Origin of the sequence: Pseudolysinimonas kribbensis (assembly GCF_030161895.1) — a bacterium.
Lineage (GTDB): Bacteria > Actinomycetota > Actinomycetes > Actinomycetales > Microbacteriaceae > Pseudolysinimonas > Pseudolysinimonas kribbensis.
Genome location: NZ_BSVB01000001.1, coordinates 579,836 through 604,143, shown reverse-complemented (window position 1 = coordinate 604,143; position 24,308 = coordinate 579,836). Strand labels below are relative to the sequence as shown.

23 protein-coding genes and 4 pseudogenes are annotated in these 24,308 nt (G+C 69.5%); 12 read left to right on the top strand and 15 right to left on the bottom strand.

Going from position 1 to position 24,308, the window contains the following annotated elements; translation table 11 throughout:
- Positions 1 to 17: 17 nt before the first annotated feature.
- From QQK35_RS03410 to QQK35_RS03400, 3 genes are read left to right on the top strand one after another with little or no spacing between them, the layout of a single operon-like run.
- Positions 18 to 1,025, top strand: a complete 1,008-nt coding sequence (locus QQK35_RS03410; RefSeq protein WP_284252881.1) for an ABC transporter substrate-binding protein — start codon at positions 18 to 20, stop codon at positions 1,023 to 1,025.
- 2 nt (positions 1,026 to 1,027) lie between these two features.
- Positions 1,028 to 1,852, top strand: coding sequence for an ABC transporter ATP-binding protein (locus QQK35_RS03405; protein WP_284252879.1), 825 nt, complete (start codon positions 1,028 to 1,030; stop codon positions 1,850 to 1,852).
- Positions 1,849 to 2,682, top strand: a complete 834-nt coding sequence (locus QQK35_RS03400) for an ABC transporter permease (RefSeq protein ID WP_284252877.1) — start codon at positions 1,849 to 1,851, stop codon at positions 2,680 to 2,682. The genes QQK35_RS03405 and QQK35_RS03400 overlap by 4 nt, the downstream gene beginning before the upstream one ends.
- A gap of 25 nt (positions 2,683 to 2,707) precedes the next feature.
- Here the strand turns inward: QQK35_RS03400 and QQK35_RS03395 are convergent, their stop codons facing one another.
- The 3 genes from QQK35_RS03395 to QQK35_RS03385 are packed head-to-tail and all read right to left on the bottom strand — an operon-like array spanning position 2,708 to position 4,547.
- The gene (locus tag QQK35_RS03395) at positions 2,708 to 3,388 is read right to left on the bottom strand and encodes an enolase C-terminal domain-like protein (protein ID WP_284252875.1); all 681 of its coding nucleotides are present in this window, start codon (positions 3,386 to 3,388) and stop codon (positions 2,708 to 2,710) included.
- Complete coding sequence (locus QQK35_RS03390; RefSeq protein ID WP_284252873.1) at positions 3,304 to 3,783, bottom strand: enolase-like domain-containing protein; 480 nt, start codon at positions 3,781 to 3,783, stop codon at positions 3,304 to 3,306. Before QQK35_RS03390 ends, QQK35_RS03395 begins: the two co-directional genes overlap by 85 nt.
- A complete protein-coding gene (locus QQK35_RS03385; protein ID WP_284252871.1) occupies positions 3,780 to 4,547 on the bottom strand; it encodes an NAD(P)-dependent oxidoreductase in 768 nt (255 codons plus the stop codon). The genes QQK35_RS03390 and QQK35_RS03385 overlap by 4 nt, the downstream gene beginning before the upstream one ends.
- A 147-nt stretch (positions 4,548 to 4,694) precedes the next feature.
- On the opposite strand from QQK35_RS03385, the gene QQK35_RS03380 reads away from it, so the two are divergent.
- Together QQK35_RS03380 and glpK are read left to right on the top strand one after the other, a co-directional pair.
- Positions 4,695 to 5,357 carry a GntR family transcriptional regulator gene (locus QQK35_RS03380; protein ID WP_284252870.1) on the top strand — a complete coding sequence of 221 codons (663 nt, stop codon included), beginning with the start codon at positions 4,695 to 4,697 and terminating at the stop codon, positions 5,355 to 5,357.
- A 31-nt stretch (positions 5,358 to 5,388) separates the two neighbouring features.
- Positions 5,389 to 6,896 (top strand): annotated as a pseudogene (glpK, locus tag QQK35_RS03375) (glycerol kinase GlpK).
- A 90-nt stretch (positions 6,897 to 6,986) separates the two neighbouring features.
- Here the strand turns inward: glpK and QQK35_RS03370 are convergent.
- Positions 6,987 to 7,475 (bottom strand): hypothetical protein, encoded by a 489-nt coding sequence (locus tag QQK35_RS03370; RefSeq protein WP_284252869.1) that lies wholly within the window; start codon positions 7,473 to 7,475, stop codon positions 6,987 to 6,989.
- 74 nt (positions 7,476 to 7,549) lie between these two features.
- Here QQK35_RS03370 and QQK35_RS03365 point away from each other — a divergent pair.
- Positions 7,550 to 8,137 (top strand): annotated as a pseudogene (locus tag QQK35_RS03365) (nitrilase-related carbon-nitrogen hydrolase); the annotation flags it as partial.
- A 192-nt stretch (positions 8,138 to 8,329) separates the two neighbouring features.
- Here the strand turns inward: QQK35_RS03365 and QQK35_RS03360 are convergent.
- The 3 genes and pseudogenes from QQK35_RS03360 to QQK35_RS03350 form a co-directional block, all read right to left on the bottom strand.
- The gene (locus QQK35_RS03360; protein WP_284252868.1) at positions 8,330 to 8,914 is read right to left on the bottom strand and encodes an HdeD family acid-resistance protein; all 585 of its coding nucleotides are present in this window, start codon (positions 8,912 to 8,914) and stop codon (positions 8,330 to 8,332) included.
- Positions 8,915 to 9,089: 175 nt separating this feature from the next.
- Positions 9,090 to 9,722, bottom strand: a complete 633-nt coding sequence (locus QQK35_RS03355; RefSeq protein ID WP_284252867.1) for a TetR/AcrR family transcriptional regulator — start codon at positions 9,720 to 9,722, stop codon at positions 9,090 to 9,092.
- 76 nt (positions 9,723 to 9,798) lie between these two features.
- Positions 9,799 to 11,018, bottom strand: a pseudogene (locus tag QQK35_RS03350) (pyridoxal phosphate-dependent aminotransferase).
- A 129-nt stretch (positions 11,019 to 11,147) separates the two neighbouring features.
- Between QQK35_RS03350 and QQK35_RS03345 the strand changes: the two are divergent.
- The 4 genes from QQK35_RS03345 (at position 11,148) to QQK35_RS03330 (ending at position 15,372) form a co-directional block, all read left to right on the top strand.
- A complete protein-coding gene (locus QQK35_RS03345) occupies positions 11,148 to 11,687 on the top strand; it encodes a hypothetical protein (protein ID WP_284252866.1) in 540 nt (179 codons plus the stop codon).
- 361 nt (positions 11,688 to 12,048) lie between these two features.
- Complete coding sequence (locus tag QQK35_RS03340) at positions 12,049 to 12,486, top strand: PKD domain-containing protein (protein ID WP_284252865.1); 438 nt, start codon at positions 12,049 to 12,051, stop codon at positions 12,484 to 12,486.
- 102 nt (positions 12,487 to 12,588) lie between these two features.
- Positions 12,589 to 14,205 carry a S1C family serine protease gene (locus tag QQK35_RS03335; RefSeq protein WP_284252864.1) on the top strand — a complete coding sequence of 539 codons (1,617 nt, stop codon included), beginning with the start codon at positions 12,589 to 12,591 and terminating at the stop codon, positions 14,203 to 14,205.
- A 120-nt stretch (positions 14,206 to 14,325) separates the two neighbouring features.
- On the top strand, positions 14,326 to 15,372 hold the full coding sequence (locus QQK35_RS03330) for a glycosyltransferase family 2 protein (RefSeq protein ID WP_284252863.1): 1,047 nt from the start codon (positions 14,326 to 14,328) through the stop codon (positions 15,370 to 15,372).
- Positions 15,373 to 15,425: 53 nt separating this feature from the next.
- On the opposite strand, the gene QQK35_RS03325 is transcribed toward QQK35_RS03330, so the two are convergent.
- The 3 genes and pseudogenes from QQK35_RS03325 to QQK35_RS03315 all read right to left on the bottom strand — a co-directional run bounded on the left by QQK35_RS03325 (position 15,426) and on the right by QQK35_RS03315 (position 18,024).
- Positions 15,426 to 16,871: a CDP-glycerol glycerophosphotransferase family protein gene (locus tag QQK35_RS03325; RefSeq protein WP_284252862.1), complete on the bottom strand. Its 1,446-nt coding sequence runs from the start codon at positions 16,869 to 16,871 to the stop codon at positions 15,426 to 15,428.
- Positions 16,872 to 17,071: 200 nt separating this feature from the next.
- Positions 17,072 to 17,275 (bottom strand): annotated as a pseudogene (locus QQK35_RS03320) (CDP-glycerol glycerophosphotransferase family protein); the annotation flags it as partial.
- Positions 17,272 to 18,024, bottom strand: coding sequence for a CDP-glycerol glycerophosphotransferase family protein (locus QQK35_RS03315; protein WP_284252861.1), 753 nt, complete (start codon positions 18,022 to 18,024; stop codon positions 17,272 to 17,274). The pseudogene QQK35_RS03320 and the gene QQK35_RS03315, both read right to left, overlap by 4 nt.
- A 431-nt stretch (positions 18,025 to 18,455) precedes the next feature.
- Between QQK35_RS03315 and QQK35_RS03310 the strand changes: the two genes are divergently transcribed.
- Positions 18,456 to 19,577 (top strand): CDP-glycerol glycerophosphotransferase family protein, encoded by a 1,122-nt coding sequence (locus QQK35_RS03310; protein WP_348534876.1) that lies wholly within the window; start codon positions 18,456 to 18,458, stop codon positions 19,575 to 19,577.
- Between the two features lie 2 nt (positions 19,578 to 19,579).
- Here QQK35_RS03310 and QQK35_RS03305 read toward each other — a convergent pair whose 3' ends face one another.
- The 4 genes from QQK35_RS03305 to QQK35_RS03290 form a co-directional block, all read right to left on the bottom strand.
- Positions 19,580 to 19,948 carry a type II toxin-antitoxin system VapC family toxin gene (locus tag QQK35_RS03305; protein WP_284252860.1) on the bottom strand — a complete coding sequence of 123 codons (369 nt, stop codon included), beginning with the start codon at positions 19,946 to 19,948 and terminating at the stop codon, positions 19,580 to 19,582.
- Positions 19,945 to 20,214, bottom strand: coding sequence for a FitA-like ribbon-helix-helix domain-containing protein (locus QQK35_RS03300; RefSeq protein WP_284252859.1), 270 nt, complete (start codon positions 20,212 to 20,214; stop codon positions 19,945 to 19,947). The genes QQK35_RS03305 and QQK35_RS03300 overlap by 4 nt, the downstream gene beginning before the upstream one ends.
- Positions 20,215 to 20,399: 185 nt before the next feature.
- Complete coding sequence (locus QQK35_RS03295) at positions 20,400 to 21,011, bottom strand: type ISP restriction/modification enzyme (protein WP_284255582.1); 612 nt, start codon at positions 21,009 to 21,011, stop codon at positions 20,400 to 20,402.
- Positions 20,906 to 23,578 (bottom strand): type ISP restriction/modification enzyme, encoded by a 2,673-nt coding sequence (locus tag QQK35_RS03290; protein ID WP_284252858.1) that lies wholly within the window; start codon positions 23,576 to 23,578, stop codon positions 20,906 to 20,908. Before QQK35_RS03290 ends, QQK35_RS03295 begins: the two co-directional genes overlap by 106 nt.
- Positions 23,579 to 23,697: 119 nt before the next feature.
- On the opposite strand from QQK35_RS03290, the gene QQK35_RS03285 reads away from it, so the two are divergent.
- Complete coding sequence (locus QQK35_RS03285) at positions 23,698 to 24,000, top strand: helix-turn-helix domain-containing protein (protein ID WP_284252857.1); 303 nt, start codon at positions 23,698 to 23,700, stop codon at positions 23,998 to 24,000.
- Here the strand turns inward: QQK35_RS03285 and QQK35_RS03280 are convergent, their stop codons facing one another.
- A complete protein-coding gene (locus QQK35_RS03280) occupies positions 24,001 to 24,267 on the bottom strand; it encodes a hypothetical protein (RefSeq protein WP_284252856.1) in 267 nt (88 codons plus the stop codon).
- Positions 24,268 to 24,308 lie beyond the last annotated feature (41 nt).

Genomic DNA, 24,308 nt, shown 5'->3' with positions numbered 1-24,308 from the left:
TAGAGAAAGGCATCCCGATGACCGTGATCCGCCTGCGTGCCCGTCACGCCCTCGCCGTGGCCGCGGCTGCGGCGCTCCTGGTCGGAGTCTCCGCCTGCAGCCAGGCGAGCCCGCCCGCCGCACCCACCCATACGGGCGGTGCCCCCGAGGTGCAGACCCTCAACCTCGTGACCACGAAATACGACGCCGAGCTGCTCCCGGTCACGATCGGGGAGCAGAAGGGCATCTTCGCCCGGCACGGCGTCAAGCTGAACATCACCAAGGCCAGCACGAGCGACATCGCGGCGGCGGCCCTGGTCTCCGGGCGGGAGGATCTGGGCATCGTGCAGGGCGCCTACGTCACCTCCGCGGTCGCGGCGGGCGCCAACATCAAGATGATCGGCGCCCTCATGGACCAGCTGGATTACCACATCATCACGGCGAAGAGCATCAAGAGCCTCAAGCAGCTCAAGGGGCAGAAGATGGGCGACCCCGGGCCGAGCAACGGCAACACGGCCACGATGAAGGCGGTCATGGACAAGGCGGGATATGACTCCGGTTCGCTCACCTACGCCACCGTCGGAACCCAGCAGGCCATCCTCGCTGCCCTGCAGGCCGGCCAGGTGCAGGTGGGCCTGCTCGTCGCGCCCTACACGATCCAGGCCCGGCAGCAGGGGCTGAACGACCTGGGCACCGTGCAGAAGTACGTGCCGAACATGTCCGCGGCGGCCTTCGCCGGGGTGCCGACCGAGATGGCGAAGAAGAAGACCGTCATCCGCGACTTCATGGCGGCGCTCGTCGAGGCCTCGAACTGGGCCATCGACCACAAGTCGCAGGCGATCGCCATCCTGGAGAAGGGCTCCGGCATGACCCCGACCCTGGCCAAGGAGAGCTACGGCGAGGCGGCGTTCGCCTACACGAAGACCGGCGCGATCAACGACTCGGGCCTCAAGGGATGGATCGCCGACGCGGTCAAGTACGGCGTGCAGCAGAAGTCGACCCCGATCGACGCGGTCTACACGGACGAGTACCTGCCGAAGGGATGACGATGGAAACGGCTCTCACCGCTGCTCCGGCCAGAGCGACCACACCGGCGACGCTCATCAGCGTCGAGAATGTGACCTTCTGGTACGGATCGACCCTGATCCTCGACGACGTCAGCTGTTCGATCGCGGAGGGCGAGTTCGTCTCCGTGATCGGGGCCAGCGGGTGCGGCAAGAGCACCCTGTTGCAGCTGCTCGACGGTGCGCTGCGCCCCGGGAACGGCCGCGTCGTCATCGAGGGGCACGACGCCTCGAAGCGCGACGACAGTCGAGCGGTCGTCTATCAGGACTTCGCCCTCATGCCCTGGAAGACCGTCGCCGAGAACGTGCGGCTGGGTCTGGACTACCGCCGCGGTGACCTCAGGATGAAGCAGCGGGAGGAGATCGCCCACCACTACCTCGATCGGATCGGCCTCGGACGCGCCGCCGGGATGTACCCCTATCAGCTGTCCGGAGGCATGAAGCAGCGCGTCGGTCTCGCCCGGGCATTCGCGGTGCAGCCGTCGATCCTGTTGATGGACGAACCGTTCTCGGCTCTCGATGCGCAGAACGCCGAGATCCTGCGCGAGGAGGTCAGGGGCCTCGTGGCCGAGGAGCGCCGGTGCGTCGTGTTCGTCACCCACAATCTCGACGAGGCGCTGCAGCTGTCCGATCGCATCCTCCTGATGCGTTCGACGCCCGGGCGCCTGGCCGAGGACATCTCGCTCGTGGAGCAGAAGAGCGATCCGGTCGCGTGGGAGCGCATCCACTACGCCGAATACCGCGCGCGGCTCTGGGAGTTCCTCAAGGGCGAGGTCGCGGCGCATTCTGAGCTGAAGGAGCGGTCATGACGACACCGATGCACATCTCGGAGGAACGTTCGAGCACCGGCTTGCGGGCCCCGCGGGAGAGCTGGATCAGCAAGCAGCGCTCGCGGTGGCTTCCGGTCGCGACCGTGATCGTGATCCTCCTGGTCTGGGAGATCCTGGGCCGCACGATCGGCTGGAATCCGCTGTTCTTCAGCTACCCGAGCCAGATCTGGAGCGGGTTCCTCAGCCTGGCGGCCGGCCCGCTCTGGAACGACCTGGCGGTCAGCGGCACCGAGTTCGTGCTGGGCATGCTGATCTCGATCGCCCTGGCGATCCCCGTGGGATTCCTCCTCGGCACCCGCCGGAACGCCTACTTCGCACTCGACCCGATCATCAGCGCGCTGTACGCGACGCCGGTGCTCGTGCTCGCACCGCTGCTGGTGATCTGGTTCGGCCTCGGGATCCAGTCGAAGATCGCGATCGTCGTGATCCTGTCCACCTTCTCGATCATGATCAACCTGACCGAGGGGGTGCGCGCGACGGACGTCGGCCTGCTGCGCGCTGCGAGGTCGTTCGGAGCGGGGCGCTGGCGCGTCTACCGCGACGTGATCTTCCCCTCGGTCATCCCGTACTTCGTCACCGGCCTGCGGCTTGCGGTGGGGCGCGCCATGATCGGTGTCGTCGTGGGGGAGTACATCGCGTCGACGGTCGGCATCGGCTTTCAGATCGAGGCGGACGCCCAGGTGTTCGCGACGCCGCGCTACCTCGCCGGTGTCGCCGTGATCGTCGTGCTCGCGGTGATCGTGACCGAGCTGCTCAAGCTGCTCGAACGCAAGCTGGCCCCGTGGCGCCGGCTGGACGGGCAGGACTAGCGCCGAGCGTCCCGCGAGGGGCGCATCAGGTGAGAGCCCGGATGGCCTCGGCATCCCACCGGATGCCGTGGCCGGGCCGGTCGGGCGCGGTCACGACGCCGCCGACGACCGGCAGCGGCTCCGCGATGAGCGGGTCGAGGATCGGGAAGTGCTCGACCCAGACGGCGGCGGGGTCGCCCATCGCGAGATGGACGTTCAACTCCGGGAGCGAATGGTAGGCGAGCGGGATCCCGTGGTCGTGTGCGAGGGCGGCGACCTCCAGCATGCCCGTGATCCCGCCGCCGAGCGCGGCGTCGGGCTGCCAGATCCCGGCCGCCCGTTCGCGCGCGTACTCGGCGAAGCGCGCCGCCGAGGCGAGGTGCTCGCCCACGGCGACCGGGATGCCGCCGGTGGCGTGGAGGGCCGCGTGGGCGAGGACGTCCTCCGCGGGGAACGGCTCCTCGATCCACGCGAGGGCGAGCGGCTCCAGGCCGCGTGCGAGATCGGTGGCGGCCGCCGGGGTCATCTGCTCGTTCGCGTCGACCATGAGGACGATCCGGTCCCCGACAGCGGCGCGGACCGCCGCGACACGCGATACGTCCTGATCCGGCTCGCGGGCTCCGACGCGCAGCTTCACGGCCGTCAGCCCGTCATCCACGTACGAGACCGTGCCGGCGACGAGCTCGTCGACCGACAGCCGATTGCTGCTGCGTCCCGAGCCGTACATGGGCACCTCGGTGCGGCTCCTGCCGAGGAGGGCGAAGAGGGGAGGCCGGCGCGCTGCGCGCGGAGGTCCCAGATGGCGATGTCGACCGCGGAGAGCGCGGGCACCGCGGCATCCGGCCCGAGGCGGCGGGTCTGTCGGGCGATCGAGTTCCGGGTGGCGTCCCAGTCCTCGGGGTCCGTGCCGATTGTCAGGGGTCCGATGGTCGCGTCGACCATGGTCCGCACCGACTCGAGACCCTCGTTGAGGGTGTACGTGAAGCCGGTGCCCTCGGAGCCGTCGACGTCGATGACACGGACGAAGAGGACGGAGACGGTGTCGGACCCGTAGGCCCGCATCCGACGATCGAGCGGCACCCGCAGAAGCGACGCGTGCACGCGCTCGATGCGCGGGTTCACCGGCGTGAACCCGTCCGCACCCCGTCGAGCCACGCGATGGAGCCGCGCGTCATGTCGGCATGCGCCCCGAGCTCCTCGAGATAGGACGCGGTGTCCTCCATCTCATGCAGGCGACGCTCGGCGTGCTGATACGTGCCGGTGACGAGCCGCTCGACGAGTGCTTCGGCGTTCGAGCCCATCTCGCCGACGATCTGGCCGCGCGCCCATTCCTCGCAGCCGGCGATCCGCGCGGCGGCGAGAGACTCGAGCACCGAGGTGGCGAGCGCCTTCATGAAGACGCTCCGGATCAGCTTGCGACTCGACGCGTCGCCGACCGTGGCCGACACCACCTCGATCTCTCCTCCGAGCGGGCCCAGGAGCTCGAGGTAGCGTTCGGCCCCGCTGCCGGAGACGAGCACGGGAGTACGAGCTCCGGCCCGCGCGACCGGCGCCAGAACCGCGACGTCGGCGAACCGCGTCTGGCCCAGGCGGGATGCGACGTCCACTTTGCGCGCCGGGGATGCCGCATTGAGGTCGGCGAACACGGCGCCGTCGGCGAGATGACCGGCCGCCGCATCGGCGGCTGCCGCGGCGCCGGCCGCGGTGGTGAAGCTGAGGACGAGGTCGGAGCCGGCCACGGCGTCCGGGATGCTGCCGGCGGTCGTGATCCCCTCCAGCGGCGCGACGTCGCGGACGTCGAACCCGACGACCTCGTTCCCCGCCTTCGCGAGGTCCTGCCCGTAGATGCGCCCGGCTTCGCCGAGACCGAGGATCGTAACGCGCATGTGATCGCTCCCATTTGTGTGGCCAATATTGTGCACAATAGTATCGGGTGGACACGTTGCCCTCAAACACCGGCGGCTCCAGTAGCATCGCCCGATGCGAGCGCCGGTCAGCGACGTGGCGCGACATCGCTAGACGGAGAGATCGAGATGGCAAGCACAAGAGCGCAGGATGCGGATCCGTACCTGCTGTTGCGGGAGCAGCTTCGCTCCGGCCGGCTCCATCCCGGACAGCGGCTCGTCGAGGCCGACCTCGTCGAATCGCTCGGCGCGAGCCGCGCGCTGGTGCGGGCCGCGCTGTCACGCCTCGCCCATGAGGGGCTCGTCGACAAGGAGCTCAATCGCGGGGCCCGCGTGCGCACGGTCAGCGAGGATGAGGCCGTCGAGATGACGCAGGCCCGGGCGGTGCTCGAGGCGCTCGCGGCACGCCATGCGGCAGAGAACGCGAGCGCCGAGGAGATCGAGCAGATGCGCGCGCTGATCGCGCAGATGCGGACCTTCCTCGGCCAGAACGATCTGCTGTCCTACTCGGACTGCAACGCCCGCCTGCACGGCCTGGTCCAGACCGCATCGCACCACGCGACGGCGCAGCGGCTCATCGCGAACCTGCGAGCCCAGATGGTCCGGTTCCAGTTCCGGACGATCCTCGTCCCGGGGCGCGCCAACGAGTCCCTCGCCGAGCACACCGACCTGGTGGATGCGATCGCCGCGCACGACCCCGATCGCGCCGAGAGCGCCATGCGGCTGCACCTGTCCCACGTGGCGGAGACGCTCGCGCGCACGAAGGGTGCCGAGGGGCTCGGCGCGGACTGACCGACCGACCCGCACGCCCTAGCCTCGATCCATGCGCTACGTGATCGCGATCGACCAGGGCACCACCAGCACCCGGGCGATCCTGTTCGATCACGACGGCCGTGCCGCCGCGAGCGGCCAGCTGGAGCATCGGCAGATCCTGCCGGAGGCGGGCTGGGTCGAGCATGACGCGGCGGAGATCTGGAACAACACGCGCGAGGTCATCGGACAGGCGCTCGCGAAGGCCGACGCCACGCGGCACGACGTCGTCGCGATCGGCATCACCAACCAGCGGGAGACGGCGGTGGTCTGGGACCGGGCGACCGGCGAGCCCGTGTACAACGCGATCGTCTGGCAGGACACCCGCACGCAGCCGATCGTCGACCGCCTGGCGGCCGAGGGGGCGTCGACCGCTTCCGGGAGCAGACCGGCCTGCCGCTCGCGACCTACTTCTCGGCCTCGAAGATCGCCTGGATCCTCGAGAACGTCGACGGCGCCCGCGAACGCGCCGAGCGCGGCGAGCTGCTGTTCGGCACGACCGACACCTGGGTGCTCTGGAACCTGACCGGTGGCCCGGACGGCGGCGTGCACGCGACCGACGTGACCAACGCCAGCCGCACCCTGCTCATGGATCTGCGGACGTTGCAGTGGGATGCCGAGCTGGCTGCGGCGTTCGGCATCCCGATGTCGATGCTGCCCGAGATCCGCAGCTCGTCCGGCGAGTTCGGCACCGCGGAGCCGTCCAGCCTGCTGCGGGAGGTGCCCATCACCGGCATCCTCGGCGACCAGCAGGCCGCGACGTTCGGGCAGGCCGCGTTCGACGCCGGCGAGTCGAAGAACACCTACGGCACCGGCAACTTCCTCATCGTGGGCACGGGGGAGCGCATCGTGCACTCGGCCGACGGGCTGCTCACGACGGTCGCGTACCGGCTCGGCGATGGTCCCGCGCACTACGCGCTGGAGGGGTCGATCGCGGTGACCGGGTCGCTCGTGCAGTGGCTGCGCGACAACCTCGGCATCATCCACGACGCCGCCGAGGTCGAGGAACTCGCACGTACCGTTGCCGACACCGGGGGCGCCTACATCGTGCCGGCGTTCTCGGGGCTGTTCGCTCCCTACTGGCGCCCCGATGCCCGCGGCGCCATCGTCGGGCTCACGCGGTTCGTCACGAAGGCGCACCTGGCGCGTGCGGCGCTCGAGGCCACGGCGTTCCAGAGCGTCGAGGTCGTCGAGGTGGCCGCCCGCGCGGTCCACGCCGAGATCGCCGAACTCAAGGTCGACGGCGGGATGACGGCGAACGACACGCTCATGCAACTCCAGGCCGACCTGCTCGGCATCCCCGTCGTGCGACCGGTGGTCGCGGAGACGACCGCGCTGGGCGCCGCGTACGCCGCCGGCCTCGCGACCGGATTCTGGTCGGGTCTCGACGAGCTGCGCGCGAACTGGCGGGAGGACCGGCGCTGGCGGCCCTCGATCGGCGACGACGAGCGCGCGGCCCGACTCGCGACCTGGCGGCGTGCGGTGCAGCGCACGTTCGACTGGGTGCAGCCCGGCGACTGAGGGCGACCGGGCGGCGTCATCCGCCGAGCGACGCGACCGAGTGGGCCATGAGCACGGCGGTGATCGCGGTGCCGACGACGGTGAACGAGATCACCTCGCCGGTCGAGGACCGTCCGATGACCGCGTCGGCCGGGAACAGCGGCCCGTACGAGCTCGCCCGGAATCCGGCGAGGTCGGCGGGGAGAGCGTCCAGTCCCAGGTCGCGGTGAGGTCCGACTCGACGGCGCCGGTCGCCGTCACGGCCTGCGCCGTGGTCGCCTGGTGCTCCCCGCCGCCGGCCGTCACGATCCGCACCTGCGGCGCGAAACGCTGCTCGAGCGCCGCGGTGTTGCCGCTCGAGATCGCGTCCTCGATGTCCTGGATGCCGCCCGCGTCGAGCGCGTTGCCCGCCGGCCCGATGGAATCGGCCGCGGGGCTCGGCGCGGCGGGCGTGCCGGATGCCGAGGCCGCCGGCCGGGACGACGACGCGGCGGGCCCGGCGGCCTCCGAGCTTGTGGCGGTCGGGGTCGCCGCGCAGGCGACGAGCCCGAGCGCGGCGGGCACGGCCACCGCGGCAGCGAGGATGCGCGTGCTGATCACGCGGTCAGGCTAGCGGCGGCGGCGTAACGGCCGCATAAGGGGATCGCCCGGCCGTGGCCGCCTAGGCTGAGCGCATGTCCGCGCCGACGCCCGCCTCCGTGGCGATCGCGGTCGCCCAGTTCGCGCCGGGCGCCGACGAGCAGGCGAACCTCGAGAGCATCGAGCGGCTCGCGGGGGACGCGGCGAATCGCGGTGCCCTTCTCGTGGTGTTCCCGGAGTACTCCTCCTACTTCTCCCGCACGATGGCCGGCGCCGAGGCGGTCGAGCACGCCCAGTCGTTGCACGGTCCGTTCGTGCGGGCGCTGGCGGAGCTGGCGAGCGAGCTCGGCATCCACCTGGTCGCCGGGATGATCGAACGGCTCACCGGCGACCTGGAGCGCGTGGCGAACACCGTCGTCGCCCTCGACCCGCAGGGTCAGCTGGTCGGCGCCTACCGCAAGCTCCACCTCTACGACGCGTTCGGATCGCGCGAGAGCGACTGGCTCGCGCCCGGACCGCTCGAGGCGCCCGCGACCTTCCCGTTCGCCGGGTTCACCGTCGGGCTGCAGACCTGCTACGACGTGCGCTTTCCCGAGGTGACCCGCCGGCTCGTGGATGCCGGTGCCGACCTGGTCGTCATGCCCAGCGAGTGGGTGCGCGGCCCGCTCAAGGAGGCGCACTGGCGCACCCTCGCGACGGCCCGCGCGATCGAGAACACGATCTACCTCGCGGCGGCCGACCACGCGCCCCCGTCGGGGTGGGCAACAGTCTCATCGTCGACCCGATGGGGGTGGAGGTCGCGACGGCCGGCGAGCGCGACGGCGAGGTCGCCGTCGGATGGATCTCGCCCGCGCGGGTCGCCGAGGTGCGGCGGATCAACCCTGCGCTGGCTCTGCGCCGCTTCCGGATCGCGGAGCCCGCCGCCCGGTAGCGCGGGTGCGCGCCCCGATGGCCGCGATGATCAGCGTGACACCGATGATGATCGCCCACACTCCGACGACCCAGATCAGGTTGATGATCGCGAGCACCGGCTGCGCGACGAGGATGATCGCCAGCACGACGCCCAGCACGATGCTGAGTCCCGCGACGATGTAGCCGAGCACCTTGCGGCCGCCGTCGGTCGCGCTCGCCGCCGCCGGGAATCCCGCGATGCCCATCATCACCGAGTAGAACGCGATGAGCGCGAGGCCGAAGGAGCCGTAGACGAGGCCGGCCGCGCCCGGGAAGACGAACGCGACGATGCCGGCGATCACGGCGATGACGCCGGTCGCGAGCAGCCAGCCCCAGCGGCGGTCGCGATGGCGCACCCGGATGGCGTGCACGATCTGGATGACGCCCTCCACGAGGGCGTACGCCGCGAACACGAAGACGATCGCGTAGAGCGTGAGCACGGGCGCGAACAGCGCGAGGAGACCGAAGATCACGGCGAGGATGCCGCGGATGAGCACCAGCCCCCACACCGCTCGCGTGACCGTGCCGATCGGGTCGGCGACGTCGTCGAGGATGTGGTCGTCCGAACCCCGATCGGCCGGGGTTCCGGGGTCTGCTCGCTGCTGGTCACGGATGCCTCCTCGCGCTGGTGCGCGTCAGCCTAGCGAGCCGTGCGCAGCGGGGCAGCAGGCAGCGCCGCCGGTCTCAGGACTCCGCGCTTCGACCCAGCAGGTCGAAGAGAGCGCGCTTGCCGGCCTCGGTGTCGGCCACCTCGGCATCCACCCCGCGCTCCAGCAGCAGCGACAGGGCCGCGGTCGCCTCGTCCACATCCGTGCCGGGTGCGATGAGGGCGACGCCCGCCATGTACGCGCTCAGGAACGAGGTGAGCGCCCCGACCTCGACGTCGTCGCGGATCATGCCGGCGCGCTGGAGCGACTCGAGGAAGGGCCGGTCGGCGCCCATGTTCGGGAAGAACTCCGTGTCGTGGGTGGCTCGGATGATCTGGTTCAGGCTCTGCGGGTCCTGCAGGTACAGGGCCCGCGCGAGCGGGCGCTCGTGCAGGGCGCCGAGAGAGTAACGGAAGATCCGTGACAGCAGCCCGCCCGCGGGGTCGCGCTCGATGTTGTCGGCGACGATGCGGCGGATGCCCTCGTACTCGCGATTCAGGAGATCCATGAGCAGCGCCTCGTGCGTGGCGTAGACCTCGTGGATCTCGACCTCGTCGAGCTCCGCGCGACTCGCGATGGCGCGCGGGGTCGCGGCGGCGACACCGTCGTTGACGACGATGTCGCTGGCGGCATCCAGGATGCGATCGCGCGTTCGGCCCCTGAGCGTCACGGCGTGAATCCCCTCGGGTCGGGTCCTCGCCAGCATAGGACGAGCACGGGGTCCCTCCACCCCTTCCAGAACACGGTCACCCGACGGTCACCCGCGGCACCTGGGGCAGGCTCGAGAGCCGCGCCACGGCATCCTCGAGCACGGCGACGCGTTTGCAGAACGCGAACCGGACGAGCGAGCGCGAGCCGTCGCGCCGGTCCGGACGGATGAACGCGGTGACCGGGATCGCCACCAGGCCCGCCAGCCCCGGCAGCGTGCGGCAGAAGTCGACCGCGTCGTCGTACCCGAGCGGCGCCGCGTCGGCGATGACGAAGTACGAACCCCGCGGGCGGGCGACGCCGAAGCCGGCGCGGCGCAGCCCTCGCTCAGGAGATCGCGCTTGGCCTGCAGGGTCGCCGCCGTCCCGGTGAAGAAGGAGTCCGGCATCCGGAGGCCCGTCGCGATCGCGGGCTGGAAGGGGGCACCGCTGACGTAGGTGAGGAACTGCTTGACCGCGAGGATGGGGCCGAGCAGGACGGGCGGGGCGACGATCCACCCGACCTTCCAGCCGGTGGTCGCGAAGGTCTTGCCGCCGCTGGAGATCGTGACCGTGCGCTCGCGGGCGCCGGGGAGCGTCGAGATCGGGATGTGCCGGGCGCCGTCGTAGGTGAGGTGCTCGTAGACCTCGTCGGTGAGGATGATCGCGTCGTGCCGATGGGCGAGCTCGACGATCAGCTCCAGCGTCGCGCGGTCCAGCACCGTGCCGGTCGGGTTGTGCGGGCTGTTGATCAGGATGACGCGCGTGCGATCGGTGACGGCGGCACGCAGGTCGTCGTGGTCGGGGGCGAACTCGGGCCAGCGGAGCGGGACGCCCACGTGTCGCGCGCCGGCGAGGGCGATCATCGCGCCGTACGAGTCGTAGAAGGGCTCGAGGGTGACGACCTCGTCGCCCGGATCGAGCAGCGCGAGCAGCGACGCGGCGATCGCCTCCGTCGCGCCGGCCGTCACGAGCACCTCGGTGTCGGGGTCGACCGCCTGGTCGTAGAAGCGACGCTGGTGCTCGGCGATCGCCTCGCGCAGGATCGGCATGCCGATGCCGGGCGGGTACTGGTTGATGCCATCGTCGATGGCCCGCTTCGCGGCGTCGAGCACCTCGCGCGGGCCATCCTCGTCGGGGAAGCCCTGGCCCAGATTGATCGCGCCCGTGGCCACGGCCAACGCCGACATCTCGGCGAAGATGGTGGGACTCATCCGTCCGGCGTCGTCGAGCAGCATCGCCCCGCGTGCGGCGCGAGACCAGGCTCCGGTGACGGTCATCGTCTGCCAATCTAGTTGCGCGTGCTCACCGATTGCAGGCTCCGGCGGGGTCGATGGAGGCCGGATCGCGCGCTCCGTCGGCTGTGGATGACGGGGGTGGCGGTTCGGGGGTTGCCGTACCGTTCCTCTATGCGGATCGCGGCCCTCGCTCTGGTGAGTGCGGCCGCCCTGGTCCTCGTCGGATGCACGCCGGCGCCGCATCCGACCTCGTCGCCGAAACCCACGGCGACTCCGGTGTTCCGGACCGACGCCGAGGCGCTGGCGGCGGCGGAGAAGGCGTACCGCGCGTATGAAGCCGCAGTCGATGAGTCATTGACGCTTGCGAATGATCGCGGCTTGTCTCAGGTGGCAACCGCGCAGGCGCTCAAGGCCTCGATGGAATCGATTAGCAAGTTCAAGTCAAGTGGCCGTCGCCAAGTCGGCAAATCGATCGTGGAACACGTTCGCCCGGCGAACCTTTCGTCTCTGTTGGGGTCTCGGCCAACGGGAGCGCAAATATATGCGTGTCTAGACGTCTCCGCGGTGCTCATTGTTGATGCTCAGGGGAATGACACATCAGTTTCAGGCCGAGAGACCGTGTACCCGACGCTTGTGACCCTTCAGTGGAAGCGCTCGCGTCTGCTTGTCAGCGATGAATCGGTTTGGGATGGCGCGAACTTCTGCCATTAGGTTCCTCTCGGTTGTCGCGATCGCGGCCAGCGCGGCACTCAGCGTTGGGTTCTTGCCTACGGTCAGATCGAACCAATGCAGTCCGGCCGACATCCGGGACGGTTCATGCGCCGTGAGTTCGTCGTCCAAAGGCGACAGTGCTCAGCTGGGAGCGGTTACGTCGTCTCCTGGCCATCAGCCAACCCGACGTAGTGGGGCGAACAAGGTGGGTACGAGTCGCCCTAATCATGCTGCGGGGTGTGCGATCCCTGTTGGTGGCCGGTGCTTTAGCGGATATAGAGCCCCTCCGTCCTCGCTCCCTAAGCCCGGCACGCCTGCCGTCACGATCTCCGACATCGCGACATTCCGCCCTCAGCCGAGCGTGGACAACATGCAGCCCGACGGCTGGACGGTCGCGGGTCTCGACACCAACTTCTACGCGGTCGCCCCCTCACAGGTCGTCGGAGGCACGCTGCTGGGTCGTCCCGCCGGGGTCCGCTTCACGGCGTTCGCGTTCCATTGGACGTACGGCGACGGCACCGCGGCAGCCCGCGGGACTCCGGGTGGCACGTGGCAGCAACTCCGGCTGCCCGAGTTCGATCCGACGCCGACCAGCCACGTCTACGCGGCGGAGGGCGACTACACGATCCGACTCCGCGTCGACTATCACGCCGAATACCGCTTCGACGGGTCCGCATTCCGGCCGATCGACGGCGTGATCACGGCGCCGGCGAACGACCTCCACATCACCGTCGGGGATGCCACGACGGTGCTGGTGAGCCGGGATTGCGCGAGCGACCCCGGTGGTCCCGGATGCTGAGGGCTTCCATGGGTTGACGGAAGTAGGCTCCCAGGGCTGCCTTATCCAACACTCAGCTACGGACTGGATGCTGGCAGCGCTCGCGAAAGGAGCAGCCCAGAGATGTCCGACCCCACGCAGCATTCCGACGAGACTCCGGCCGACGGTCAGGACCCGACGCCGTCGACTCCGTCCGGCGCGGTCCCCGCTCCCGACGCGACCCCCGCTTCCGAGGCGATGACGACGCAGGGCGCTCCCGCCGACTCGGCGACCGACAGCCCGGCCACCGAGACGCCGGCCGCCGAGACCCCGGCGGCCGAGACCGAGGTGATCCCGGATGCCACCCCGTCTCCGTCGACCTACCGCGGTTCCGCCGCACCCGAGCCCGCCTACCAGCCGACTGCGGCCTACCCGACGGCACCCGTCGCGGGAGGCCCCACGGCCGGCGCTTCCGGCGGTCCGGGCGCCCCAGCCGTCGCCACCGCGCCCGGCACGGTCGGAGCACCCACCACCGCCGACAAGAAGCGTTCCATCGCGATCCCCGTCGTGATCGCTCTGATCGCCGGCGCGATCGTCGGTGGCGGATCGGCGGCGGGAGTCTCGGCGCTGATCGATCACAACGGCCCGTCGCAGCAGCAGAGCACCTCCGGCGATCCGCAGACGATCACCATCAACAACTCCGGCGACGTCAACGCCGTGACGGCGATCGCCAAGAAGGCCGGCCCGTCGGTGGTGACGATCAACGTGACCGCGGGCGATGAGGCCGGCACCGGATCCGGCGTCGTGCTGAGCGACGACGGCTACGTGCTGACCAACACGCACGTCGTGACGCTCGACGGCGACTCGGGCAGCGGCAAGGTCGAGGTGACCACCTACGACGGCAAGCTGTACAAGGCGAAGGTGATCGGCACCGACCCGATCGTCGACCTCGCCGTCATCAAGCTGCAGAACGCGACCGGCCTCACCCCCATCGAATGGGGCGACTCGTCGCGGCTCAACGTCGGCGATCGGGTCGTCGCGATCGGCGCTCCGCTCGGGCTGTCGAACACGGTCACCGACGGGATCGTGAGCGCCCTGAACCGCAGCATCCAGATCGAGTCGTCCGCGGCCCCCGACACCGGCAACGGCGATAAGTCGAGTCCGAACGACAACGGCGGCACCGGCCCGTTCAACTTCTGGAACTTCGGCAACGGCGGCAACGGCAACGCCACCCCATCGACCCAGTCGGCCGAGATCTCGCTTCCCGTCATCCAGACGGATGCCGCCATCAACCCCGGCAACTCGGGCGGCGCACTCGTCGACAGCAGCGGCAAGCTCGTCGGCATCAACGTCGCCATCGCCAGCACCGGCAGCACGTCGACGTCCGGCCAGACCGGATCGATCGGCGTGGGCTTCGCGATCCCCGCGAGCCTCGCGCAGCGCATCGCGAGCGAGATCGAGAAGACCGGCAAGGGGACGCACGGCCTGCTCGGCGCCTCCGTCACCGACGCGACCGCCGACAAGAGCTCGACGGTCGGTGCGCTCATCGTGAGCGTGACCGACGGCGGCGCGGCGGCAGCCGCCGGCCTGCAGAAGGGCGACGTCGTGACGCAGCTGAACGGCATCCCGATCACCTCGAGCAGCGACCTCACCGCGCAGGTGCGGGCGCTCGCGCCGAAGACGAAGGCGACGGTCACGTACCAGCGCGACGACTCGTCGCACACGGTCGACGTCACCCTCGGAACGCTCACCGCGAGCTGATCCCGACGCACCGCCGGCGGCGCGGGAGACCCGGTCGACGGGCTCCCGCGCCGCTGTTTGTGCGCCTGATAGCGTCGGAGCCGATCCCGAGCTTCTCGGACGAGCACAGAGCGAGGACCCATGCCGTCGACGCCCGACGACCCTCCCGGCGTCTCGTACGTCATGCCGGTGCTCAACGAAGCGGACTACCTCGAAGCCGCGGTGGCGAGCATCGTCGCACAGGACTATCCCGGGCCGTGGGAGATCGTGCTCGCGGTCGGCCCGTCGACCGACGGCACCGACGAGATCGTCGCCCGCCTCGCGGCGGCCGACGACCGGATCCGCACGGTGCACAACCCGGGGATGGACATCCCGATCGGCCTGAACCGCGCGATCGAGGCGAGCCGGCATCCGGTGATCGTCCGCGTGGACGCCCACACGCAGCTCTCCGAGGGCTACACCCTCCGCGGGGTCGCCGACCTCACCCGCACGGGTGCGGCGAGTCTCGGCGGCATCATGGTCGCGACCGGGAGGCCCGGCTTCCAGGCGGCGGTCGCGCGCGCGTACAACAGCCGGTTCGGCCTCGGCGGCGGCGCGTACCACGGCGAGCATGCCGTCGAGGGCCCGGCGGAGTCGGCGTACATGGGCATCATGCGGCGCGACGTCATCCGGGGAGTCGGCGGATACGACGAGAGTCTGCGTCGCGGCGAGGACTGGGAGCTGAACTACCGCCTGCGCGAGGCCGGCCACCTGGTGTGGCTCGACCCGCTGCTGCGCGTGACGTACTGGCCGCGCAGCACGTGGCCGAAGCTCGCTCGCCAGTTCGTCGCCACCGGCATCTGGCGCGGGGAGCTCGTGCGGCGCCTGGGCGGGCGCAACCCGCTGCGCTTCTTCGCCCCGCCGGTGCTCGTCGCGAACGTCGTGGTCGCCATCGTGTTCATCCCGCTGCACGCGACCGGTGTCTTCCACGGCTGGTGGGGCTGGGTGCTCGCGCTCGCCTACGTGCCGCCGGTGCTCTACCTCGGCCTGCTGGCCGCGGCGGCGTTCCGGCGCGGCGGCGACCTCGTCGACTGGCTGCGCTTCGCGCTCGCGACGGCGACGATGCACCTGAGCTGGGGCGTCGGCTTCATCGTCGGCGTGATCCGCGGGGCCCGGGATGCCGTCGACACCTCGCGCACCGAGTCCTGACCCGCGAATGACCGAATTGTGCACGCGTCACTGCCGCGGAGCGGCAAAACTGGTCACTCGCGAGCGGGGAGCCAGCCCTCCGCGATCAGGCGCTCGACCACTCGTGCGCCCGCCTGGCCGTCGTCGAGGGGCGTGAACCGCTCGCGCCACTCGGCGCGACGGGCGGCGTAGTCGGGGGCGCCGCGCTCGGCGGCGGCGAGCGCGACGTGCAGCTCCTCGCGGGTCGCGACGACCGGTCCCGGCGCCTCGGCGAGCAGGTCGAAGTAGAAGCCGCGGAGGTCCTCGCTGTAGTGGGCGAGGTCCGGGGTGAAGAACACCATCGGCTTGCCCGTCGCGGCGAAGTCGAACATCGACGACGAGTAGTCGGTCACGAGAACGTCGGCGACCAGCAGCAGGTCGGCCATGCTCGGGTAGCTCGTCACGTCGAGCAGCCGCTCGCCGACCACGTCCTGGCCGTAGCGGAGGGTGCGCGAGTGGCCGCGCACCAGCAGCACGTGGCCCGGGCCGAGCTCGTCGGCGAAGCGCGCCAGGTCGACGTAGTCGACCATCTCGGTGCGATCGTCGCGCCAGGTCGGGGCGTAGAGCACGACGCGCGCGCCGGCCGGGATCCCCAGCAGCGTGCGCACGGTCGCCGCCCGGTCGGGCGACGCGAAGATGTCATTGCGGGGATAGCCGGTCTGCCAGATCGGGCCCGGCATCGCATATGCCGAGCGGAAGATCTCGGCGCTGTACGCGTTCTGGGCGAGCAGGGCATCCCAGCGCCGTCGTTCGCGCTGGACGGCGAGCCGGGTGCGCAGTCCGCGGATGCCGCTACGCGCCCGGTCGAGTGCGAGGCGCTTGAGCATGGTGCCGTGCCAGGTCTGCAGCACGTGCTGATCCCGGTGCCGACGGTACCGCTTGCGCAACCAGTCGTTGACGATGAGCACGCGCGCGGTCGCCCGCGCCTGCCACCACTCGCGCGAGCCCTCGACCAGTGCGCTCGCGCCCGAAGGCACCGGAACGGAGCGGTCGATCACGCTCCAGTAGCGCCTGGTGCCGGGCCGCGTCGCCGCGAGGGCGTCGGCGATGCCGCCGGGGTTGTCGGCGGTGCTCTGCCCGTAGAAGCTCTCGAGGAAGACGGCGTCCTCGAGCGGGCGCCGATCTCGGCGGTAGGCGCGCTCGAGCCGCTTCTGTGCCGCCGCGCCGCGCTCGTCGTCCTCGAGCGGAGGCTCGATGCGCAGCACCAGGCCGCCGGCGCGAGCGTGCACCGAGGCGCGGAACAACGGATGCCGCAGCTCGTCGGGCAACTCGGCCTCGACGTGCACCCGCGTGCTGATCGGAGCGGCGGCGCCCTCAGCCGTGATCGAACCGGCCCGCGCGGCCGCGATGCCGAGCCAGTACTCGCCCGACGGCAGGGCGAGCGGTTCCGACCCCCAGCGCTCGGCGAGCAGTCGGAATGAGCCCTCGGAGCCGACGACGCGCGAGCGGGCCCCTCGAGCGAGAGCGTCCCGCCCGTCCACGCCGAGTCGCCGGGCTTGACCCGCACGCTCAGGCGATCGCCGTGGAAGGCGATGGCCGTGACGACCGGGCGCGGCGTGGCCGGAGCGCCCTCGTCGATCCCGTGCGCGTCCGCTCCGGGTACGTCCACCCGGCGCAGCAGCTCGGCGAGCACGCGCTCGGTCGCGCGGCCGTCGAGCCGGTCGACGTGCTCGTCGCGCAGCCAGCGCACGCGCGCCGCGTCGGCCGGCGCGTCGAGCCGGTCGAGCACGTTCTGCCAGGTCGTGACATACGCGCCGCCGGTGACGTCGCGATAGTTCTGATACAGCCCGCGGCTCTGGGCGTACAGCTCGACGTCGGGGGCGAAGAACACGATCCGCCCGCCGACCAAGGCGTAGTCGTAGGCGATTGAGGAGTAGTCGGTCACGAGCCCGTCGATGGCCGCGAGGGCCGGCGTGATCTCGGGCAGCAGGGCGGGGAGAGCAGCCGCACCCGGTGCGAGACCGCAGGTCCCCGTGCGTAGTCGCCCGCCCCGAGCGGGTGCGCCCTCACCAGCAGGACCGCGTTGGAGCGCTCCGCCCATGCCGCGATCGCGGTCCACTCGTCCGGGGTCGGCGCGCCCGGGTCGGCCGCCCCGTCGCGCCAGGTGGGCGCGTACAGCACGAGCTGCGCGCCCTCGGGAAGGGGGCCCACGGCCCGAGCGATCCGATCGCGGGCGGTCTGGGTCCTCTCGTCGGCCGATCCTGTCAGCAAGGCATCGTCGCGGGGGTCGCCCGTGACGACGACCCGCTCGGGCCGCACCCCGAATGCGCTGCGGATGCGCTCGGCCACCAGCTCCGACGCGACCGGGAACAGCCCGATGCCCCGGCCCGCGAACCGGTAGGCCCGTCGCATGACGTTCCGGACCAGCGGATGGTCGGGCAGCAGCGGGAGCCGCAGGGTGGCCGGGGAGTCGAGGTGCAGCTTCTTGAGCGGGATGCCGTGCCACAGCTGCACCGTGAGGGCCCCGCGGGTGCCGTAGCGGTTCACGTCGCCGAAGCCGTGGGTCACCACCGCGACACGGGCGCGGAGGGTGAGGCGGAATCCCCGCCACCCGCGCTTGCGCTCCACGTCGAGCCCGAGGTCGCGCGCGCCGGCGAGCTCGGCATCGGTGGAGGCGAGCCAGACCAGCCGCACGTCCGCCGGCAGCCGCGCGCGGGCGGCGTGATACAGGGGAGTGCGCCCTCGCCGGGACCGGTGCCGGAACCGAACACCCACAGCCGGGGATTCCTCGGCACCACGAGCGACGCGGCCGCACCCAGCGCGTAGAGGGGCAGCCGGAGGAGCTTCGTCGCGTTGCCGGCTGCGAACGTGAAGCTCGCCATATTCAAAGGTCGAGTCTGGCACGATGGGGCGGCTGATCGATAAGAGGCCCGGTCGGCGGAGGGGATGCGGATGTCGGTGCTGAGCGACCTCAGGTCGGCCCGCAAGATCGTCGGCAACGCGATCCGTTCGCGGGCGAACCGGCGTGCACTCGCCGCGAACCCGCCGGCCGCGCCGAAGCCGGGCAGCATCCGGATCGTGGTGTATTTCGCCGACACCCGGGTGAATCTCTACCAGGTGCGCCAGTGGTACGCGCCCTCGCCGAGCTGGCCGCGACGCATCCGGTCGCGATCCTCACCCGCAGCCCGAGCGCGACGCTCGCGATCGCGGAGGAGTCGCCGGTGCCGGTGGTCTACTGCCGCGCCGTCACCGACATCGAGCAGTTCCTCGCGACGCAGGACGTGCGGATCGTGCTCTACGTCAACCAGAACGCCAAGAACTTCCAGATGTTCCGGTACGGCCGCATGTGGCACGTGTTCATCAACCACGGCGAGTCCGACAAGATGTACATGACCACGAACCAGTTCAAGGCGTACGACTACGCCTTCGTGGCGGGGGATGCCGCGCTCGACCGGCTGCGTCGCAAGCTGTGGGACTTCGACCTCGAGAAGAAGGCCATCGCGATCGGCCGTCCGCAGACCGACCACCTCTCGGGCGAGCTGCCGTACACGCCCGACGAGCGCACCGTCGTGCTCTACTCGCCGACCTGGGAGGGCGATCGCCCGGCGGCGGAGTACGGTTCGGCGCTCACGCACGGCGTCGCGCTGAGCGAGGCGCTGCTCGCCTCACCCGCGCATCGCCTCATCTACCGGCCGCACCCGCGATCCGGGGTCGTCTCGCGCGAGTACGGCGAGGCGAACAGGCGCATCATCGCCGCGATCGCCGCCGCGAACGCCCGCGACCCGAAGGCGCAGCACGTCTACGACGACGGCCCCGTCCTCGGCTGGCAGCTCGGCGCGGCCGACGTGGCGATCACGGATGTCTCCGCGATGGTCTACGACCGCCTCGCGACCGGCAAGCCCATCGTCGTCACGCGCCCGGTGTCACCGGATGCCGAGCTCGATCTCGGCGGCTACCTCGGCTCCGCCGAGTGGCTGACCGCGGATGCGGCCGGCGACGTGATCACGGTGATCGACCGCGCCCTCGCGGATCCGGATGCCCGCGCCACGCTGGACCGCTGGTCCCAGCACCACTTCGGCGACGTCACGCCTGGCGCCGCGACGGCCCGATTCCACGCCGCGATCGAGCGCCTCATGACGGAGTGGAACCGCTTCGCGGCCGAGCACGCCGGCGACCCCGACGCGAACGACGTGGACGCCGACGAGCTCGACGAGGACGACCCCGAGGGGATGCCGTCGGGCGGGTGAGCTCAGTCGGTCACGATGTCGCAGTATCGCTGCGCCGCGTGTGCCAGCCGCAGATCGTGGGTCCACAGCGGAACGCCGAGGAGCTCCGCCAGCGCGACATAGCTCGCGTCGTACGCGCTGAAGTTCCCGCGCAGCACCCACGCGCGCGAGATAAGCCGTGTCGCGTCATGTCGACGGAGCGTCCATCGGCTCATGATGCCGACAAAGTCGGTGGCCTCCTCTCCCCGGAGCTCTCCTCGGCGCACATGCCGGCGCAACGCGTTGACCACTTCGTAGTCGAGAACGCTGGGAGCGTGCAGTTCCTGACCGAGAAGGACGCGCGGGGACACTGCCGCGTCGACGACGACGGATGAGTCGACGACTCGGCTCATGGCTCGAATCGGGCGTCGAGCTCGGCATCCCGCTCCGCCTGTGCCGCGTGAAGGTTCGCGACAATCTCTTCTCGCGATAGTGGCTTGATGTCTGGGTGCCGTGCATGAAACTCGGCCAGTAGCTGGTCGTTCGTCTTGAACTCGACGAGCTTCGCGAGCTCCATCGCGACGTAGTCGGACAGCGACATCCGCGCCTCGGCCGCACGCTCCTTCAGCCGCGCGTGCACGTCGTCGGGGAGGTTCCGCACCTGCAGCATGACCGTCATGGTGCCACGGTACATGTGCTGCACATGCAAGGTCTCGGCGACGTTGTGAGTGGATGCGAGCGATGCGCTCTGTGGAGCAAGTTGAGTGAGCAGGGGGCAACGGAGTTCTGATCTGGACAGCGCACGCTCGATCGAAGAGAGCGAGGTATGGCGCCCTAGTCAAGCGCGACGGCAGGCTGGTGCTCTCAGGTGGTTGTCGGTGGAAACCGCCGGAGAATTGCGTTCGCAGCCTCGCTCACCGCGATGAGCTCCACGATCGAGTCCACCACGGCCTGCGCGCTCTTTGCGTGAGCCGTGGTCATCCTCCAACCGGCTCGCGCCCGGGCCCAGTTCTCAAGAACTCGGAACCCACTGACCTTCCAGTTCCAGGCTTCCTCCGGTACACGCGCGAGCACACGACCATTGGCGAAGGTCAATTGGTCATCCCTCCAAATGGCTCGGCCGAAGGGCTCAGCGGAGGTGTTTCCGCCCCACGAAGTTCCCGAGAAGGGCGCTTCGAGGTCCCACGCTCGACGCGCCCGTTGGCCGATGCTGGCGCCGAGATCGAACAGCTCGACGTCCAACGTGAGCGGAACGCGCGGCTCCTCCGAGTCAAGCGCGCGCCAGTTGCGTGCCGTGTAATCGGACGCGGTGAGGATGGCGAGAATGTAGGCATATGCGTCGTCAAATCGATACTGGCGTCCGATCTGATCTAGCCAGTCCAGAACGCTGCGACTGAACCCCACCCGACGGTCCCCCACGATTGATCTCGGGTCGGGATCCTCGAACGCGGCGGCGGTGTCGGCCGGGTGCCACAGAGCCCAGACGCCCTTTCCCCGCGATTGTTGAAGGAGTGTTGTTCAGGCATCACCGAGGTGTGGACCGCAGCCGGACCTGCCCCATGACCGCGAGGGTTGGTGACAAGGGTCGCCACCGGCCCGTCCCGATAGATTCCGTGGAGGTCTTCGCGATACCAGTCGACCCATGAAGGATCGTCGTACAGCCAGCGGCGGTCAAGTGGTCGGTACTGAACTTCGCGTAGGCGACTGACCCTGAGCTGGCTCGGGTCGGGTGCATGGCGATTGGCGCGTCTGCTCTGCGCAGTCGACCACCCAGCGGCGCGAACATCCTTATTCAGCGCGGCCCACTCCGCCAGCCGGCCGGTGCGAAGGGCAGCTTTACCAGGGGACGACACGGTTTCCGCATAGACATCGGCCGCATCGACCCCAATGGGAGAGTATGCCGACTTGTCGCGCGCAGTCTGGAATCCCGTCTCGGCTTCGTCGGCCCACAACTGAGAAAGCAGGGGAGCCTCCGACAGCTGCACGGAGTCCCACATGACCGGGGTCAACCGGTCTTCGGGTCGGCCGTCGACGACGTCGAAGTCCGCGGGATCGAAAGTCCGACGAAGAGCACGGTACTTGGCTGCCCGGTTGCCGAACAGGCGTCGATAGCGGACAACAGGTTGACCCTGATATTCGCGATCGAATACAAGCCACACGATGGCGACGCCGGTCTGGATGTCGAATACGTTCGCGTCGCCGCCGCCGAAGTCATTGGCACCATCTGCGCCACGAGTGTCCCCGCCCAGATCCAGGATCCACATTTCGCGGGCACCTGCCGCCGCGATCGACCGGAGACCACGGAGAGAGCGTCCTTGGATCCACGTCCGGTTCGTGACGAACGCGATGATGCCATCAGCGGTCTTCGCGTCGATGGTCGGTGACTGTGCTCCGGAGGTGCGGATCGCGGGCGGCTGGAGAAGCCACATGGACCACAACCAGAACGCGACAAAGAGATCCCGCGCACTCTTCAGGTCTTGGCGGTGGTCGAGAGGCGTGGCAGCGACGAGAGTTTCCCAGAGCTTGACGGCGAACGGCTCGAGTGCTGCTGCCTTCGGGAGGCGTTCGTAAGGAGGGTTGCCCAGGACGATCAGAACCTCATCGGAGGTCTTGACGTCGTCCGCTCGACTCCGTTCTTTCAGCAGCTCACTCGCTGCAACTCCGAAGTCAGAGTCGAAGAGCATTCCGGTCTCCGGTGCGGCCAGCGTGTCCGTGAGATAGATGGGCAGCTTCTCGTCCGCGGGGGCCCCGTAGGACTCGAGCAAGGTTTCCATTCGCTGATGCGCGATCGTGTAGGGGCCGGGCAGGATCTCGAATGCGGCGACTCTCTTTGTGACGAGATCATGGATGACAGCATCGGGAGGAAGCCCTTGTGACCGAGCGATGTCGCCAACTGCCTCGGCGAGGCCGAGAAGGAAGGTACCCGTTCCCGTGGCTGGATCGACGAACTTGGCGCCCGGATCGAGCAGCCCATCGTTACGTCCCAGAGTTCCGATCAGAATCGATTCGACCCCTGACACAATCTGCTGGACGACCTCGATCGGGGTGTAGTAGACCCCCGCTGCCTCCCTGCCCTTTGAGTCGTATACGGCGAAGAATGGCTCGTAGGCGTGGACGATCGGATCCGGGACCCGTTGGTATTCCCTTTCCGCAGCAGGCGGCTCGAAGAGTGAAGGCGGGATGAGGTTGATGGTCTGCACGAGACCCTCGAGCACCGGCTCGAGGATCTCGGGTCGCGAATCCGCCGACCAGAGGATTTTCAGGCACTGGTAGAGCAGCGGGTGAACACCTTGCTTCAGACCCACCTGGAGCAGAAGCGAGATCGGCTTTTTTGACTCCAGCCGCCAGAGAAGTGCTCCGAACACTGCGATCTGCACGTAACTGTCGACGAAGCGCGGCCAGTCGAAGGTCTGGCCATTCCGGAAGACCAGGCTCCTGAAGCTGTCACGAAGCTCCAAGAGGTTTGGACCCGCCCCCGCTTCGCCGATCTCGGTAAGTCCGTTGCGGATCGCACGAGCTCTGACCGCGAGGGCGGAGACCGCCGCGCCGACGGACGTGTAATCGACGAGTGTCGACGCGAGAAATCCGGCGAAGAGATCTTGGAACCGTTGCGTGTCCGACTCATCCAGTGCCGTCGGCAGCGCAGTCGCCTCGAAGCTCTCCGGAGAGCCAGCCGTTACCGATGTCACTAGGCGACCATCTTGGTAGTGCTGCCATTGCCACCCGTTGGTCAGGATGAGGTTGCTCAGCCCGTCGACAAACCGCCCCTTCTGCTCCAGATCGTGTCCGCTCAGTGCATCAAGGCGCTTGTGTGGTGACTTCAACTCGATCCAGCCCAGCAGTTCGCCCGCCTTGCTCACCCGCCAGTCCGGGATGCCGATCGACTCGGCGTCCGCTTGCGAGACGAACGAAACGGTCGGCTCGCCCAGGAACAGAGCTGTCTGTTCTAACAGTGCGTGGAACCCGGGATAGAGCGAAGACTCCGGCTTGGCGCCGGGGGTCGCGAGGATCTGGCGAGCGCTCGAGAAGTACGTCTCGATCATCGAACGGACATCCATGGCGATTCCGTTCCTCCGATCGTCTGTGCTTTCGAGCGTGATGCATTAAACAATCACGTTTCTAGCATCTCGCAACCATCCGACACGGCCGATAGGCATGACGCATGCCCGCCGCCTTCGACGCCGCTCGCCTGCTGGGCGAGCGAGTGCTGGCGGAACGGCAGCGCGTGGGCATCACGCAAATGGATGCCGCGAACCTCGCCGGCATCAACGTCGCCCACTACGGCCGCATCGAGCGGGGGATGGGCAACCCCAACCTGGAGACGCTCGTGCGCCTCGCCGGGGTGCTCGGCGTTGATCCGGGCGAGTTCCTGCGCGGGATGACCGTCGACCAGCTGCCGCCCTCGCGGGTCAGCTACGCCGCCGCCGACTATGTGCGGGAGCGCGAGCGACGGTCGAAGGCGTAGTCAGAAGCACACCCGCCAGAGGTACTCGTCGCCGCTCGGCCGCAGCCAGCGCACCAGGAGGGTCGCATTCAGCTCCAAGTGCTCGCCGCGTATCTGCAGCTCGATCGCCTGGGTCGGTTCGAGGGCGCCGGGCATCACGGGCGACATCACACCCGAGTCGACCAGGGCCACCGTCACACCGCGCAGGCGCTCCGCGCCGATGTTGACCAGGCGGTAGGCAGGCGCGCGGCTCCGATCGAAGAGGAACGGCACACGGTAGGGCTCCACATCCCGAAAGCTAGGAGCGGCATCCGACCGCGGCGCGAGGT

Excerpts from the sequence above, each read along its gene's own strand:
- QQK35_RS03285 (WP_284252857.1), top strand. The coding sequence starts at position 23,698 with ATGCCCGCCGCCTTCGACGCCGCTCGCCTGCTGGGCGAGCGAGTGCTG.
- QQK35_RS03345 (WP_284252866.1), top strand. The coding sequence starts at position 11,148 with ATGCGGATCGCGGCCCTCGCTCTGGTGAGTGCGGCCGCCCTGGTCCTC.
- QQK35_RS03300 (WP_284252859.1), bottom strand. The coding sequence starts at position 20,214 with ATGACGGTCATGCTGCAGGTGCGGAACCTCCCCGACGACGTGCACGCG.
- QQK35_RS03330 (WP_284252863.1), top strand. The coding sequence starts at position 14,326 with ATGCCGTCGACGCCCGACGACCCTCCCGGCGTCTCGTACGTCATGCCG.
- QQK35_RS03380 (WP_284252870.1), top strand. The coding sequence starts at position 4,695 with ATGGCAAGCACAAGAGCGCAGGATGCGGATCCGTACCTGCTGTTGCGG.
- QQK35_RS03405 (WP_284252879.1), top strand. The coding sequence starts at position 1,028 with ATGGAAACGGCTCTCACCGCTGCTCCGGCCAGAGCGACCACACCGGCG.
- QQK35_RS03335 (WP_284252864.1), top strand. The coding sequence starts at position 12,589 with ATGTCCGACCCCACGCAGCATTCCGACGAGACTCCGGCCGACGGTCAG.
- QQK35_RS03305 (WP_284252860.1), bottom strand. The coding sequence starts at position 19,948 with ATGAGCCGAGTCGTCGACTCATCCGTCGTCGTCGACGCGGCAGTGTCC.
- QQK35_RS03290 (WP_284252858.1), bottom strand. The coding sequence starts at position 23,578 with ATGATCGAGACGTACTTCTCGAGCGCTCGCCAGATCCTCGCGACCCCC.
- QQK35_RS03395 (WP_284252875.1), bottom strand. The coding sequence starts at position 3,388 with ATGTACGGCTCGGGACGCAGCAGCAATCGGCTGTCGGTCGACGAGCTC.
- QQK35_RS03385 (WP_284252871.1), bottom strand. The coding sequence starts at position 4,547 with ATGCGCGTTACGATCCTCGGTCTCGGCGAAGCCGGGCGCATCTACGGG.
- QQK35_RS03410 (WP_284252881.1), top strand. The coding sequence starts at position 18 with ATGACCGTGATCCGCCTGCGTGCCCGTCACGCCCTCGCCGTGGCCGCG.
- QQK35_RS03400 (WP_284252877.1), top strand. The coding sequence starts at position 1,849 with ATGACGACACCGATGCACATCTCGGAGGAACGTTCGAGCACCGGCTTG.